This window comes from Nocardia sp. NPDC003726 (assembly GCF_053586955.1).
Genome location: NZ_JBSFNF010000001.1, coordinates 383,390 through 400,103 on the forward strand (window position 1 = coordinate 383,390; position 16,714 = coordinate 400,103).

Sequence of the window (16,714 nt, forward strand, 5' to 3'; positions counted from 1 at the left end):
ATGTCGGATGATGGGTATGACCTACGGGTCTTGCTGACGCGGGCACTCCGCCGGATTCAGGAGTTGGAGGCGCGGCCGCAGCGCGAGCCGATCGCCATCGTGGGGATGGGCTGCCGCTTTCCCGGCGGCGCGGAATCCCCGCGGCAGTACTGGGATCTGCTGAGCTCGGGCCGCGACGCCATCGTCGATGCGCCGGAAAGCCGGTGGCCCGTAGCGGATTCCGGGCCTCGTCGGGCGCGGCGGCGAGCCGGGCTGCTGGCCGGTCCGATCGACGCCATGGACGCGGAGTTCTTCGGGATCGCGCCGCGCGAAGCGGCGTCGATGGATCCGCAACAGCGGCTGATCCTCGAAGTCGCCTGGGCGGCGATGGAAGACGCCGCTCTGGCGCCGGGCGGTTCGGCCGCTGCCCGCACCGGGGTGTTCCTCGGGGTCAGCTGGCAGGAGTACCAGCGCACGATCACTCCCGACTGGGTGAGTTCGGTGGACGCGCACACGCTCACCGGAACGATGTCGAGCATTGTGGCCGGACGGGTGTCCTACGTGCTCGGACTGCGCGGGCCCGCGGTGGCGATCGACACGGCGTGCTCGTCGTCGCTGGTAGCCGTGCATCAGGCGTGCCGCAGTCTGCGTTCGGGCGAGTGCGACGTCGCCTTGGCGGGCGGAGTGAACCTGCTGCAATCGGAGCTGACATCGGAGGCGCTGGCTCGCATGGGGGCGCTCTCTCCGGACGGGCGCTGTCGCCCCTTCGACGCGCGCGCGAACGGCTATGTGCGCGGCGAGGGCGCGGGGGTCGTTGTGCTGAAGACGCTTTCGCGGGCGATCGCCGACGGCGACGAGATCAGAGCGCTCGTCCGAGGCTCGAGCGTGAACCACGACGGTCGTTCCATGGGGCTGACCGCGCCGAATCCGACAGCACAGCGCGAATTGCTGCGCGCCGCGCTGACCGACGCCGGGTGCGCCGCCGACCGGATCGGCTACGTCGAGGCGCACGGCACGGGCACGCCGCTGGGTGATCCGATCGAGATCGAGGCGCTGTCGCAGGTGCTCGGCGCGACGCGGGCGGACGGGTCCGCGTGCCTGCTGGGTTCGGTGAAGTCGCAGATCGGGCACCTCGAAGCGGCCGCGGGCATCGCCGGGCTGATCAAGGTGGTGCTGCAACTGCAGCACGAACGAATTCCACGTCAGCACGATTTCGCCACCATGAACCCGAAGATCGAGCTGGACGGCACGTCGCTCGCGGTGCCGACCGACGATCTCGCCTGGCCGCGCACCGCGCAGCCGCGAATGGCAGGGGTGAGTTCGTTCGGTTTCGCAGGCACCAACGCGCACGTCGTGCTGGAGCAAGCACCTGAGCCGACGGCGCGTGTGGATCCGAAGGGTCCTGTGTTACTGGCGCTTTCGGCCCGTACTTCCTCAGCCCTCGACACACTGGCCCGCGACTACGCCGAGCAGTTGGGCAGGCAGGAGATGCCGCTCGCCGATGTGGCCGCCACCGCGGCGCTGGGACGCACGCATTTCGCGCACCGGCGGGCGGTCGTGGCCAGGACAGCCGAGGAGGCGGCGCGCGAACTCGCGGCGTCTCCGGGGCGAACGATCGAACCGGGGCCGGGTAAGCCGCTGGTGGCGATGCTGTTCACCGGCCAAGGCGCGCAGTACGCCGGGATGGGCGCGGCGCTGGACGCCAAGTATCCGGCTTTCCGTGCGGCGCTGGACCGCTGCGACGAGTTGCTGGGGCCGCTTCCCGGCGGATTGCGTCTGCGGTCGGTGCTGTTCGCCGCTGACGACGACTTGCTGGCTCGCACCGAGTACGCGCAGCCGGCCGTTTTCGCGCTGGAATGGGCATGCGCCGCGCTGTGGTCGTCGTTCGGCGTTCGCCCCGATGTCGTGCTGGGGCACAGCCTCGGTGAACTGGTCGCGGCGACCGTCGCGGGAGTGTTCGACCTGGCCACCGGCTTGCGTCTGGCCGCGGAACGGGGCCGGCTGATGCAGGCGGTAGCGCAGCGAGGGGCGATGGCGGCGGTGTTCGCCGCGCCCGTCGAGTTCGACGATCTGCTGGACGAGCTCGCGGCGAGTGTGTCGGTGGCCGCGGTCAACAGTCCCGGCCAATTCGTGGTGTCCGGAGCGGTGGACGGGGTGGGTCGAGTTGTGCGGGCTGCCGAGGAACGGTCGATCCGTGCGGTGCGGCTGCCCGGGACGACGGCCTTCCATTCGCCCCTGCTGGATCCGATGCTGGACGACTTCGAGGCCACGGTCGCGGAGTTGGCGCCCGTCCCACGCGCGGCGACGATTCCGCTGGTGTCCAACGTGACCGGCACGCGGGTCGATGGCCCGATGGATGCCGCGTACTGGCGTGCGCATGCGCGCGGCACGGTTCGTTTCGCCGAGGGCGTGCGCGCGGCCGCCGAGTCCGGCGTGCACGTCTACCTCGAGGTGGGACCGCATCCGGTGCTGCTGGAATTCGGGCGGAACACCGACCCCGACGCCTTGTGGGTGCCGAGCATGCGCCGGACATCCACCGACGACGAGGTGCTGTTGACCGGCGTCGGCGCGTTGTATCGCGCGGGCGCCGACATCGACTGGACCGCGGTGATTCCCGGGGACGCGCGCAGGCGCAACGGCCTGCCCACTTACCCCTTCGAACGAGAGCGGGTGTCCGTGCCGATCGGGAGCGCGTCGTCGAGTACCGGATACCTCGCCGAGCATCGGTTCCGCGACCGAGCGGTGGTGCCCGCGGCGGACCTCGCCTTGCGCGCGTTGCGTGCGGCCGGAGGCGCAGGCCACGAGCTGATCGACTTCGTCGCCGCGCGACCGGTGCCGCTGGCGGAATTGGCCGAGCCGCTGGTGACCGATGCGGGCGATCACACCGAAGTGCGGTTCCACGTCGAGAACGGCGATGTCGCCGCGGTGTCCGCCGCGGTTCGACCCGTCTCGGCTCGGCCGCGCGATGCCGGTGAACTGTCCGCGGCACGACGGGTGATGTCCACCGAGGAAGACGTCGAGGACTTCTACCGTCGCTGCGCGGACGCGGGATTGACCTTCGGCCCGCGATTTCGTTGGATAACGCGGCTGCGGTCCGGCGAGCGCGCCCTGCTCGCGGAACTGCGGCGTCCCGCGGAACTGGCCGACGAACCGGACGCCTGGCTGCCGTGTCTGCTCGACGCCGCGATCCAGACCGGTCTGGCGCTGGTGTCCGGAAACGGCGGCGCGGCTCGACTGCCGGTAGGTATCGGCCGACTGCGCTTGTCCGGCCAGGATGCGGGCGAAACGGCGTGGGCGCTGGCCGAGCGCACCGGCCGGACGGTTCGGCTCACGATCTTCGATACCGCGGGCACGGTCGTCTGCGATATCGACGACGTATGGTTCGCCGAGTCCGGGACTCCCGGACAGTCGCAGGATCGGTATCGCATGTCCGGCCTCACCCACCGTCCGGTCTGGGAGCCCGCCGTGGGGTCGCCCACCGCACGGGCGCACGCCGCCGCGCTGGTGATCGGGGTCGGGCAGCAGGCGGACCAGCTTGCCGCCGCGTTGCGCGCCGCGGGCACCGATGCGGTGGCGGTGGCGCGTACTGCAGATCCGGAAGTGTGGCCCGGCGGCGACCGGGCGGTGATCTACCTCGCCGATGCCGAGGCCGATGACAGCGCCGAAACGGCGCAGGTGGAAACGCGATTCGCCCTCGCCGTGGTGCAGCGCATGGCCCGGACGGTGTCCGACGCACCGCTGTATGTCGTGACGATGGGGGCGACGGCGGCCTTGCCCGGTGAACCCGTGCGCCCGGCCGCCGCGGCCCTGTGGGGACTGGGCGCGGTGGTGCGCACCGAACTGCCCGAATTGCGTTGTCGCCTGATCGATCTGCCCGTGGACGCTCGTTGCGACGACCACCGACTGGTGAACGAAATACGTTCCTCCGCAGATCATTCCGTCATAGCTCTGCGCGGGCGTCACCGCTATACGATGCGGATGCAGCCCTCCGACGAAGTGAGCGCGGTGGCCGAGCTGGACCGTGGTGGTGCGTATCTGGTCACCGGCGGACGCGGCGCGCTGGGACTGACGGCCGCTCGGACGCTGGCCGAGGCCGGTGCGGGAACGGTGGTGCTGGCCGGCCGCAGCGGCCCCACCCCGCGAGACGAGCGGGAAATAGCGCGGATCGCCGCACTGGGGGCGCGAGTCGAGACCGTGGTGGCCGATGTCGGAGACCGGGATGCGGTGGAAGGGCTGCTCGCCCGCTTCGGCGTGGATTTGCCGAGGCTGGCCGGGATCGTGCACTGCGCGGGTGTGCTGGACGACGCCGTGTTGTTCGAACAGACCGCAGGACACATCGACCGGGTGTTCGCGGGGAAGGTCGCGGGCGCGTGGCACCTGCACGAGCTCACCGCGGGACGGCCGCTGGATCTGTTCGTGCTGTTCTCGTCGGTCAGCGCCCGGGTGGGCACCGCCGGACAAGGAAATTACGCCGCGGCGAACGCGTATCTCGACGCCCTCGCCCTCCTGCGCACCGCCCGGGGACTGCCCGCCGTCAGCATCGCGTGGGGGCCGTGGGCGGGCACCGGCATGGCCGAAGGACTCAGCGACGCCGCCCGCCGGGCGTGGGTGCGCCACGGCGTCGGCGAGCTGGATGCCGAGGACGGCGCCCGAGCGCTGCGCTCGCTGCTGTCGGCGGAGGGAACCGTCGCGGTCTTCCCCGCCGTCACGGAAGCCACGGCGGAGCGGGACCCGGTCGAAGTCCAGGAACCGGGCGATCCGGCGGAGCTGCTGGAACTGGTACGCACCCATGCCGCGTCCGCACTCGGCCGCACCGCCGCCGTTCCCGATCGCACGCCGCTGCGGGAACTCGGGCTCGATTCGATGATGGCGGTCGAACTGCGCAACGCCCTCTCCGCGGAGCTGGGGGTGCGACTGCCGGCGACCCTGCTGTTCGATCATCCGACGGTCGCCGCGGTGTCGGAGGAGATCGCCCGGCTCGGCGCCACCGGCCGCACGGCGGCGAAACAGGCCGAAAAGCAATCGACCACGCGCGTCCCCGAGCAGCTCACCTCCCCGGTGTACCCGGCGGAACTTCCGGTTACACCTACTACACCGAACGTGTCGCAGTTCACAACGACCGAAACCGGCGCTGCCGCCGACGAATACGCCGACGCGATCGCGATCGTCGGCATCGGCTGCCGCTACCCCGGCGGGGTCCGCGGGCCCGCCGATCTGTGGCGGGTGCTGGCCACCGAAACCGACGCGGTGACCGAGGTGCCCGCACACCGCTGGGACGTGGACGCCTTCTACGATCCCGACCCGGATGCCGACGGCAAGACCTACACGCGCTGGGGCGGTTTCGTCGATGGTGTCGAGGATTTCGATGCCGGATTCTTCGACATCTCCGTCGGTGAGGCGCGGATGCTGGACCCGCAGCAGCGTCTGCTGCTCGAAACCGCCTGGGAAGCGCTCGAACACGCCGGATACCCGGCGAGCCGGCTGGAGGGCAGCCGGACCGGAGTCTTCGTCGGCGTGATGTCCAACGACTACGCCGAACGGATGGCGCGTGCCGATGTCGCGCCTGATGCCTGGTTCGGCACCGGCAATCTCTCCAGCGTCGCGTCCGGTCGGCTGTCGTATTTCCTCGGTGCGCAGGGCCCGAGCCTCACCATCGACACCGCGTGCTCGTCGTCGCTGGTGACCGTGCACACGGCGGTGCGCAGCCTGCGCAGCGGCGAATGCGATCTGGCGCTGGCCGGTGGCGCCACCGTGGTGCTGACGCCCTCGCTCGACATCTATTTCGCGCGGGCGCGCGGCCTGGCCGCCGACGGCCGCTGCAAGAGTTTCGACGCGCGCGCCGACGGTGTGGTCTGGAGCGACGGCGCGGGAATGCTCGTGCTCAAACGACTGGCGGACGCGCGGCGCGACGGCGATCGGATACTGGGCCTGGTTCGTGGGTCCGCGGTCAACTCCGACGGTCGCAGCCAGGGATTGAGCGCACCCAACGGTCCGGCGCAGGAACGGGTCATCCGCGCGGCGCTGGCGGACGCCGCCCTCGACGCGCAGGACATCGATTACGTCGAGACGCACGGCACCGGCACGGCACTCGGTGATCCCATCGAAGTGAACGCACTGGCCGCGGCACTGGGCAAGGGCCGAACCGAGGCGACGCCGCTGTGGATCGGATCGGTGAAGTCGAATCTCGGGCACACCCAGGCGGCGGCGGGCATCGCGAACATCATCAAGGTGATCGAGTCGATGCGGCACGATCGCATTCCCGCTTCGCTGCATTTCCGTTCGGGCAATCCGCACATCGATTGGGACTCGGTCGCGATCCGCGTGGTCGCCGAGGAGCGGCCGTGGCGGCGTTCGCGGCGGCCCCGGCGGGCGGGGGTGAGCGCGTTCGGGATCAGCGGCACGAACGCGCATGTGGTGATCGAAGAACCGCCGCAGATGTCGGAGGCGGATTCCTCCGACGATGCCGGGCCGCATCTGCTGGTTCTGTCGGCGAAGAACGCCGATGCCCTGCGCGAACTGGCGGCCCGCTACCGCGATCTCTTGGCCGCCCGCCCGGAAACCGCGTTGGTGGATCTGTGCGCGAATGCCGCGGTGGGCCGCACACACTTCGGCGAGCGCGTGGCGATCTGCTTCGACACCGCCGCGCAGTTGCGCGCCGCGCTGGAGAACGTCGCCTCCGGGGGCGTCGTGGGCAAGTCGGTTGTCGAGATGTCGAGCGGACTGGTCGATCCGGCTCGGCGGTATGTCGATGGCGGTGACATCGATTGGGATGCGGTCTATGCCGACCGCCGGTGGCGCCATGTCGATTTGCCGACCTATCCGTTCCAGCGCAAACGGCACTGGCTGGAGCTCACACCGCCATCGCGGGAGTCACAGTCGTCGCGTACCTTGCCGCTCACCCCGGAGATGTTCGCCGGCCATCGGTTACGTGGTGTGCCGACGGTGCCCGCGGCGTGGCTGTGCGTTCAGCTGCACGAGATCGCCACGCGACTGCCCGGATCATGGGACGTCGCGGGGCTGCGGCTGATCACGCCGCTGGAGGTCACCGGAGCCGCGGTGCGGGCCGTGGCCGAACCCTCACAGGACGGCCACACAGTGCGCTTCATTCGCTCCGGCGATGGCCAGGCGACATACGCCGAGGCGAAACTTACGCCGTCACAAGCTGATTCGGTGGAATCGCTCGCGGCTGTGACCGGTGATTCCGAGGCGCACGTGTGGCCCGCCTACTACGACGCTCTCGCTCGGCTCGGCCTGGATCTGGGTCCCGATTACCGCTGTGCCCTCGAGTTCCGGCGGATCAGCGACACCGAGGCCGAGACAGTGTTCCGGTCGGCCGGTGGCGGCACCGCGCTCGACGCGGTCCTGCTCGATGCCTGTCTGCACAGCATCGTGGTGACGGCGACCGGGGGCGGGGAGTTGTTCCTGCCCTCGGCGATAGATCGTGTCCGATTCTTCGGCAACCCTGCGATCGAGGATGCGACGGTCCGGTGCCGAGTGCGGGTGACCGAGCGAGGAAAGCGGGTCATCGTCGGTGACGCCACGCTGTACTCGGCGTCCGGGCGCCCGCTCGCGAGTGTGCAAGGCGTGAGCCTCCTGGCTGCGAACGTCGATGCCGCGCCGGAATCCGACTCGACCAGGCTCGCGGATCTGCTGCACCATCTGGAATGGGTTCCGGTCGAGGCCGGTCTGCGCGAGGGACCGGCGGGACGCTGGCTGATCTTCGGTGACGGTCCGGTCGGTGACGCTGTCGCCGCCGGATTGAGCGCGCGCGGCGCGGACATCGTGGTCGTTCCCCCTGAGGACGCGACCGATCCGTTCTCGTTTTCCGACGCCGCGCGTCCGTTTCGCGGCATCGTCTTCGCTTGGACGGCGACGTCCGCCCGGACGCGCGTCGAAGCAGCTCTGCGGTTGACGCGCGCACTGGACTCGGCGGCGCATGGACCGGACGCGTTGTGGTTGGTGACCGTGAACGCCCAGCGCGTCATCCCCACCGACCGCCCCGACCCCGAGCAAGCTCTGCTGTGGGGTTTCGGACGGACGCTGGCCACCGAGCATCCCGAGTTCGGCTGCCGGTTGCTGGACTTGCCCGCGGAATCCGTCGTGGACGGCGCGCTGGTCGCCGAGGAGCTGCTCAGCGGTCGCGCCGCAGGGGAATTCGCCGTGCGCGACGGCGGTTGGCTCACCGCGCGCATTGCCGACGGCCTCGCATCCGCCGACGATTACCGGTTGGTCGCGCACCGTTCCGGCGATTTCGAGCGGATGCGGTTGGAGCCCGGTATCCGGCGCGCGCCGGCGGCAGGGGAGGTCGAGATCGTCGTCGCCGCCACCGGCCTGAACGCCCACGACCTGTGGGTGGCTTCTGGTATTCATCCGGACGGTGCGGAATCGCTGGGTCTGGAATGCACGGGCCGGATCGTCGCGGTCGGCTCCGGAGTGGAGCGGTTCGAGGTCGGTGATCGGGTGGTCGCCTTGGCGGGTGACAGTTTCTCCCGCCACGTGACGGTGGACCAGGACTTGGTGACTCGGCTGCCGGATCATCTGTCCTTCACCGACGGCGCGACCGTGCCGTACGCCTTCACCGCCGCCTGGTACGCGCTGTTCGACCTCGGTGATCTGCGCGCCGGAGACCGGGTGCTCGTCCACGGCTCCGCCGACGGCATCGGCATGGCCGCGATCCAGCTCGCCGCGCAGGCGGGAGCGCAGGTGTACGCGACCGCCGCACTGTGCCGTTGGGCCCGCAACGCCGGGCTGCCGGTCACGCAGATCCAGACCTGGCGTAGCCACGAATTGGGCGAACGGGTCCGAGCGGTGACCGCGGGGCACGGAGTGGACGTCGTGGTGCACGCCTCGGGCGTCGACGTCACCGCGCAGGCCGCCGAAATATTGCGGCCGGGAGGCCGATTCGTCGAGGTCGTGGATTCGGTGCAGACCCGCGTGGCGCGGCGTAGCGCGGATGTCGACCATCGGGCCTTCGATCCGGCCACTGTCGACGCAGGCAGGACGGGCGCGATCCTGCGGGACGTGATGGCGCTGTTCGAGCAGCATGCCTTGACCGCGCCGCCGCACGCGGCATACGGCATCAATCGCGCCGCCGAGGCATTCCGCGCGATGGCCGAACGTGATCATCCGGGCCGGGTCGTCCTGGTCGGCGCAGAGGTCCCGCTCGCCGCGCGCGGTGACCGGTTGCCCGATGGCACCTACCTGGTGACGGGAGGTTTCGGCGGACTCGGCGCCGAGGCCGCACGCTGGCTGGCCCGCCGCGGAGCCCGGCATCTGGTGCTGGTGGGCAGGCGCGCGCCGGATCCGGCGGGGGAGCGGTTGCTGGCATCGCTGCGCGCCGCCGGCGCCCAGGCGACGGCGCGGCAGGCGGATGTCGGTGACCGGGCCGCCGTTGCCGCACTGTTGCGAGGCATTGCGGAATCCGGCTTTCCGCCACTGCGCGGCGTGGTGCACTGCGCGGGAGTTCTCGACGACGGCCTGGTCGGCGAGCAGACCTGGGCGCGGTTCGAGACCGTGCTCGGCCCGAAATATCTCGCGGCCCGGCACCTGGACGAGCTCACCCGCGACCAGCCGCTGGAACTGTTCGTCACCTACTCCTCCGTTGCGGGCGTGCTCGGCACCCCCGGCCAGGCGAATTACGCCGCGGCCAACGCGGCGTTGGACGCGCTGGCCTGGCGGCGGCGTGCGGAGGGACTGCCCGCGCTGAGCATCGGGTGGGGGCCGTTCGCCGATGTGGGCATGGCCGCCGACCGGCCCGAGGTCACCGCACGACTCGTGCGGCGCGGACTGCCTCCGCTGCGCACGGGCGACGCGGTGGCGGCGCTGGATCACCTTGTTCAGCACGACTGCGCGGCGCCGGGCGTCTTCGAATTCGTGCCGGAGCGGTGGTACGCGCAGCGCACGCGGCAGGTCACGACGGCCGCCCCTCCGCCGACCCAACCGAGCACCACCGGTGCGGCGCGAGCGCGGCAGGCGTCCGACGATCTCGCAGGCTGGGAGGCGCTCGTCCAGCGCGTGGCGATGCGGGTGCTCGATCGCGCCGGAGAACTCGATCCGGAACTGCCGTTGCACGACACGGGAGTCGACTCCCTGACGGGTATGGAGCTGCGGGCCGCGCTCGCCGCCGAAGCCGGAATGCCGCTGCCCGCCGGGCTCGTCTTCGACTATCCGACCGTGCGTGAGATGGCGCGGTTCCTGCAACGCAAAGGCGCATCCGCTCCCACTGGAGGCGTGGGCGACATCGCCGAAGGCGTGCGCACCCTCGTGGCGGACGCGGCCCCCCTGGTCGCTGACACAACCCCGCTGGCAGCTGACGTTCACACCTTCGGCCCCGATGCGACCCCGCTGACGGCTGACGTGCCATCGGCTGCGATCGACATGCCTCCAGTCGCCGCAGACGTGTCGTTGGTCGCGACCGACGTGTCCACTGTCGCGCACACACCGCGGTATCCGGTATCGGAGTCGACGGAACAGCCTGCGCAACAGCCCCTTTTGACCGGTACCGACTTCCGGAGCGACCAGCCCGACGACGACCCGATCGTCATCGTCGGCATGAGTTGCCGTTTCCCCGGCGGGGTGCGCACACCGGAGGACTTCTGGGACCTGCTGTGGCAGGGACGCGACGCGATCACCGAGGTGCCGCCGCAGCGCTGGGACATCGACGCCTACTACGACCACGACCCGGCAGCGCTCGGCGCGATGTACACCCGCTGGGGCGGCTTCGTCGACGGCGCAGACGAGTTCGACCCCGCGTTCTTCGGTATCGGCGCGGCGGAGGCACGCGCGATGGACCCGCAGCAACGCCTGTTGTTGGAAACCAGCTGGGAGGCGTTGGAACGCTCGGGGCGCGCGCCCGGCACGCTGGCGGGCAGTCGCACCGGTGTGTTCGTCGGATTGTGCTTCAGCGAGTATCCGGCGACGCCGACGCGAGCCGCCGATCCGACCGCGATCGGCGCCTACTCGGTGATCGGTTCGGCGCCGAGCGTCGCGGCCGGGCGCTTGGCCTATGTGCTCGGGCTGCAAGGCCCGGCGATGACACTGGACACGGCCTGCTCCTCGTCACTGGTGGCGCTGCAGGCGGCCGCGGACGGGTTGCGCGCGGGCCGTTGCGATCTGGCGCTGGTGGGCGGGGTGAACTTGCAGCTGGCTCCGGAGACGACGATCGGTTTCTGCCGTCTGGCCTCGCTGTCGCCCGACGGACGCTCGCGGGCGTTCGACGCCGACGCCAACGGCTACGTCCGTGCCGACGGCTGCGGCGTGCTGGTGCTGACCCGGCTGTCGCGGGCCCGGCGCAACGGCGATCAGGTGCTGGCGATCGTGCGCGGCGTCGCGGTGAATCACGACGGACGATCCAACGGCCTGACCGCGCCCAACGGCCCGGCCCAACAGCGCGTCATCGCCGACGCGCTGGAGCGGGCGGGCTTGCGGCCGGACGCGGTGGACTACGTCGAGACACACGGCACCGGCACCCCGCTCGGCGATCCGATCGAGGCCACCGCGCTGGCCGAGGTGTACGGCGCGGGCCGCACGCAGCCGCTGCTCATCGGGTCGGTCAAAACCAACATCGGGCACACCGAGGCCGCCGCGGGTGCCGCCGGGGTCATCAAAGCCGTGCTCATGTTGCGGCACCGCCGGATCCCGCCGAGCCTGCATTTCCACACGCCGAATCCGCTGATCGACTGGGCCGCGATGCCGGTGGAAGTCGTGGGCGAGGCCCGGGAATGGCCACGCACCGGGCACGAACCGGCCATCGGGATCAGCTCCTTCGGGATGAGCGGCACCAACGCGCACGTCATCCTGACGCCAGGCGATCCGGCGCCCGCACCACGACCGGAAGCACCGGCCGCGCAGGTACTCGTCCTGTCCGCGCGCGACGAGACCGCCCTCGCCGACTTGGCGGGGCGCTGGGCGGACGAAATGGACGCGGGACAGCGGTCTTTGGGCGACCTGGCTTACACGGCCGCGACCGCACGCACCCATTTCGAACAACGACTCGCGGTGGTCGCCGACACCCGCGCCGCCGCGGCGCGAGAGCTGCGTGCGCCGAACCAGATCCGGGGCCGGGTGGAGCGCGCGGCGCGCCCGAAGGTGGCGCTGCTGTTCACCGGGCAGGGGTCGCAGTACCCGGGCATGGCACGGGAATTGTTCGACTCCGAGCCGGTCTTCCGTGACGCGCTGCGGCGCTGCGACGCGGTGCTGGGGCCGATCGCGGACGGGATCGGGCTGGTCGAGGCCGTGTACGGCGATCACGGGCCACAGTTGCTGCGTCGCACGGTGTTCACCCAGCCGGTGTTGTTCGCCGTCGAGTGGGCGCTGTGGGAGTTGTGGCGGTCGTGGGGGATCGCCCCGGCGGCGGTGCTCGGCCACAGCGTCGGGGAATTCGTCGCGGCCTGCGCCGCGGGCGCGATGAGCATGGAGGACGCCCTGCGGCTGGTGGCCGTGCGCGGCCGCCTGATGCAGCGCCTCCCGGACGGTGGCGGGATGATGGCGGTCGACGCTGCCGCCGAGCGGGTCTCCCCGCTGGTCGCACGGTTCGAGCCCGCGGTGTCGATCGCCGGATACAACGGACCGGCGCAGGTGGTGGTCGCCGGACCGCGTGCGGCACTGGATCTGCTGCGCGAGCAGTTGTCGGCCGACGGCATACGGTCGGCTGATCTGACCGTCTCGCATGCGTTCCACTCCGCGGCGATGGACCCGATTCTCGACGACCTCGCCGCGGCGTCGTCCAAGGCGACGATGACCGATCCCACGATTCCGCTGATCTCGAATCTCACCGGTGCCGTGCTGCGCCCGGGAGAACTCGACCCCCGGTACTGGGCCCGCCACGCACGTCAGCCGGTGCGGTTCGCGCAGGGCCTGCGGGCCATGGCCGAGCTCGGCATCGACCGATTCCTCGAGATCGGCCCGCATCCGACGTTGTCCGCCCTCGGCGGCCGAGTGCTGGGCGACTTGGCGCGGTTCGTCGCGTCGCTGCGTCGCGGCCGCGGTGATCGCGAGACGATGATGACGGCACTCGGTCACCTGTATGTCGCCGGCGTGCCGGTGGACTGGGAGCAGGTGCATCGGCCGCACAAACGTCGGCATGTGCTGGCCCCGACCTATCCTTTCCAGCGACAACGGTATTGGGTCGCCTCGCAATCGGAACCCGCTCTTGCGGTTTCGAGCGGCACTGCCGCCCGGTACCCCGATTTCCCGAGACGCTCCAACGGCGCCTTCGAGTCCCGCGCCGCATCGATGCCCGGCGCCGCCTTCGCACCAGCGGCCGTCAGCCCAGCCCTTCCACAGCCTCAGGACGACGCCACGCACTCGTCCGTGTCGATGCCTTCGGGTGACCCGCCAGCGAATCTCGGTGCGCTGCCTGCGCCGGCCGACGTGGAAACCGCAACCTACCCGGCTCTTCCTGCGCAAGGCGGAAATGGAACGGCGCACCGTCCCGCAACGCGCGATTCCGGATATCTACCGGGAGCGTCGGGGGAGTGGTCGCCCGCTACGGGTGACGGCCAGGCGGCGGAACGGCCGCTGAATCCGGTATCACGCGACGGCAAGAGCTGTTTCGACTTGACGCTCGAACCCGATTCGCCGCGCTATCTGGCTGATCATGTCGTGAACGGGGCTGTCGTCGTGCCGGGCGCATGGTTCGTCGCCACGATCGCCGACCTCGCGCGCGGACTGGTCGCCGGTGACGTCGTCGCGATCGATGACCTCGTGATCACCAACGGTCTGCCACTGAACGGCCCGCAGCCGGTGCGAATCGGCTTCGAGCCGGCCACGGACGGGCTGGCGGTTCAGGTCGAGACGGAAACCATGGGCCTGCACGCGCGAGCTCATGTCCGTAGCGGTAGGCGCCAGGTCCCGGACGGGTCCGGCCTGGCGGAGATCCTGGGCCGCTGCCCGGAACACCTCGCCGCAGTGGAGTTCTACCAACGGCTGGCCGGCGCCGGTCTGCCGTACGGACCGGCGTTCCGCCGTGTCGTCGGCCTGCGCCTGGGGCGGCACGAGGCCTTGGCCACGCTGTCGGATCCCGAGACCGATGCCGCCGGGGTGCATCCGGTGCTGCTGGACGCGGCATTTCAAGCCACCTATGCGGCGATGTCGTCAGAGGGGGACGAGCAGACGTGGGTGCCGTTCGCGGTGGACCAGGTGCTCGTTTCGGCTGCGGCGGCCACCGTTCGATTCGGCCATGTGCGCGTGCTCGAGCAGACGCCGCAGTTGTGTGTCGCGGATGTTCGTCTGCTCGATGAGGAGGGTTCTCCGGTGCTGGTCGCGAACGGATTGCGAGTGATACCCGCGCCGATGCCGCAGTCGGCGGGCCAGTCGTCCGCCTCGCAGGCGGTCGCGGATACCTACCGTGTGGACTGGCGGGAGGCCGGACCGGTGGCGCCGGTCTCGGCGACCGGCCGCTGGCTGATCATCGGCGCGCGCGGAAGCCTCGCCGACGAGCTCGCGGGCGAATTGCGGGCGCGCGGCGGGGAATGTGTACTGGCCAGGCCCGGAGCCGGTTTCAGCTTCCGCGCCGAAGACGAGTTCGAGATCGATCTCGGTGTGCCCGCGGCGGTGCGCGCACTGCTCGGCGCGGTGGACGACGGTCGCGCACCGCTGCGCGGGATCGTCTCCGCGATCGCGCTGTCGGACGAGGACGTACCCGCGCCTGTGGCGGCGGAACGCCTGGTGGTGGGTGCGCTGCATCTCGTGCAGGCCGCGGCACTGGCCGGGGAACCGGCGGTGTGGCTGCTCACCCGTCACGGTCAGCGGGTCGAACCTTCCGACCGGGTGGCGCCGCAGCAGGCGGCGCTGTGGGGCTTCGCCCGCGGCGCGCAACTGGAGTACCGCGAAATAGGCTGTCGGGTCATTGATCTCGATCAGTTCACCGGTGCCGGTGTCGTGGTCGACACGCTCGTGACGCCCTCGGCGCCGCGGCAACTCGCACTGCGCGGTGGAGCTCGCCGGGTACCGCGGCTGGTGCCGTTGACGAGCGTGCCCAGCGATCCGACGGCCGCGTCCGGAGCTGCTGGAACGGTGTTGATCACCGGCGGCCTCGGTGGGGTCGGCTTGCGGCTGGCTGGCTGGTTCGTCGAGCGTGGTTGGCGGGACGTGGTGCTCGCCGGGAGATCCGCACCCGATGCGCGAGCGGAGTCCGTCATCGCCGAATTGCGCGGGCGCGGCGCACGGATCGAGGTCCGGCCGCTCGACGTCGCCGACCGGACGGCCGTGGCGGCGACGCTGGATTGGATCGACCGGGAGCTTGCGCCGCTGGCTGGAGTGGCGCACCTGGCCGGGGTGCTCGATGACGGCGTGATCGCCGAGCAGACGGCCGCCCGGGTCGGGCGGGTGTTGGCGCCGAAAACGTTCGGAGCATGGCATCTGCACGAGCTCACGGCGGGCCGGTCCTTGCGCTTCTTCCTGCTGTTCTCCTCGGCCGCGGCGGTGGTCGGCCTGCCCGGTCAGACCGGCTACGCCGCCGCCAACGCCTTCCTCGACGGTGTGGCCGAGTCGCGCGACGCGTCGGGCTCGCCCGCGCTGTCGATCGCGTGGGGCCCGTGGGCGGACACCGGAATGGTCGAGCGGCTCAGTAGCGACGCGGTGCGACGGCTGACCCGCCGCGGCTACGGTCTGCTGCGCCCCGAAGATGCTTTCGACACGCTGGACCGCCTGATCGGAACCGCCACCGCTGCGGTCACCACGATGCCGTTGACCGGGGTGCCGGACGCCGACGTGCCGGATGTGCTGCTGGATTCGGTTGCGCACGCAGTCGAAAAGGTCTCCACGACAGACGATTCCGGCGATCTGGCCGCGCGGATGGAGGCGCTGGTGCGCCGCTGCCTCGGGTTGGCGCCCGACGCTGATCTCGATCGTCCGCTGCACGAACTCGGGCTGGACTCGGTCGCGGCCCTGGAGATCCGCGACGAGCTGTCGCGCTCCAGCGGTCACCGCCTGCCGGCCACTCTGGCGTTCGAGTACCCCACCCCGCGCGCGGTGGTCGGCCTGCTGGTGCGGCTGAGCTCCGTGGCAACGCCGTCCGTGCCGCCGTCGATCGACAACGATGGCGATTCCTCCGATCCGACGGCGGCACGGACACCCGCTCCCACGCGGAACGCCGAAAATGCCACGGGCGTCACCATGCCCACGTCGAACGGTGCAGCGCCCGTGAGGCCGCAGGGAATGGACAGCGCGCCCACCGCCGGCGCCCGGTGGACCGGCGCCAACGGCGCGGCGGCCTCAGCCGACCGGTCGGCCGCGCACGACCGGCAGCCGGTGACTTCATCCGAATCTGCGGACCCGTCCGCGACGTCGACCGTGCCCAGCGCCCGTCACCAGCGCACGCCCGCCGTGCACACCCACAGCACGGGCACGAACGGCGCGGCGGCCTCGGCCGACCGGCAGCCGGTGACTCCGCACGAATCGGCAGACCCAGGCGCGACGACGACCGTGCCCAGCGCCTCTCAGCAGGTGGCTCGGGGGGCGGCGGCCGACCTCGAGACGCCGATCGCCTTCTCCAATGCCGATCGCCACACCGACACGGCGGGTGACATCGCGATCGTGGGTGTGAGCGGACGCTATCCGGGCGCGGACGGGCTGGACGAGTACTGGCGTGTCCTGGTCGAGGGACGTGACTGCGTCACCGAGATCCCCCGCCACCGGTGGGACCACAGCCGCTATTTCGTCCCCGACCGCCACAACCCTTTCACCGCCTACACCAAGTGGGGCGGCTTCCTCGACGACGTCGACTGCTTCGATC

1 protein-coding gene (only partly in view) is annotated in these 16,714 nt (G+C 70.8%); it reads left to right on the plus strand.

Features of this window, described 5'->3' with window-relative positions:
• A protein-coding gene (locus ACWDMM_RS01895; RefSeq protein ID WP_449935508.1) for an SDR family NAD(P)-dependent oxidoreductase crosses the window boundary here: on the plus strand, nucleotides 1-16,714 show its 5' portion. Its footprint extends 5,051 nt past the window's final position; only the first 16,714 of its 21,765 coding nucleotides appear in the window; it begins with the start codon at nucleotides 1-3; its stop codon lies beyond the right edge, outside the window.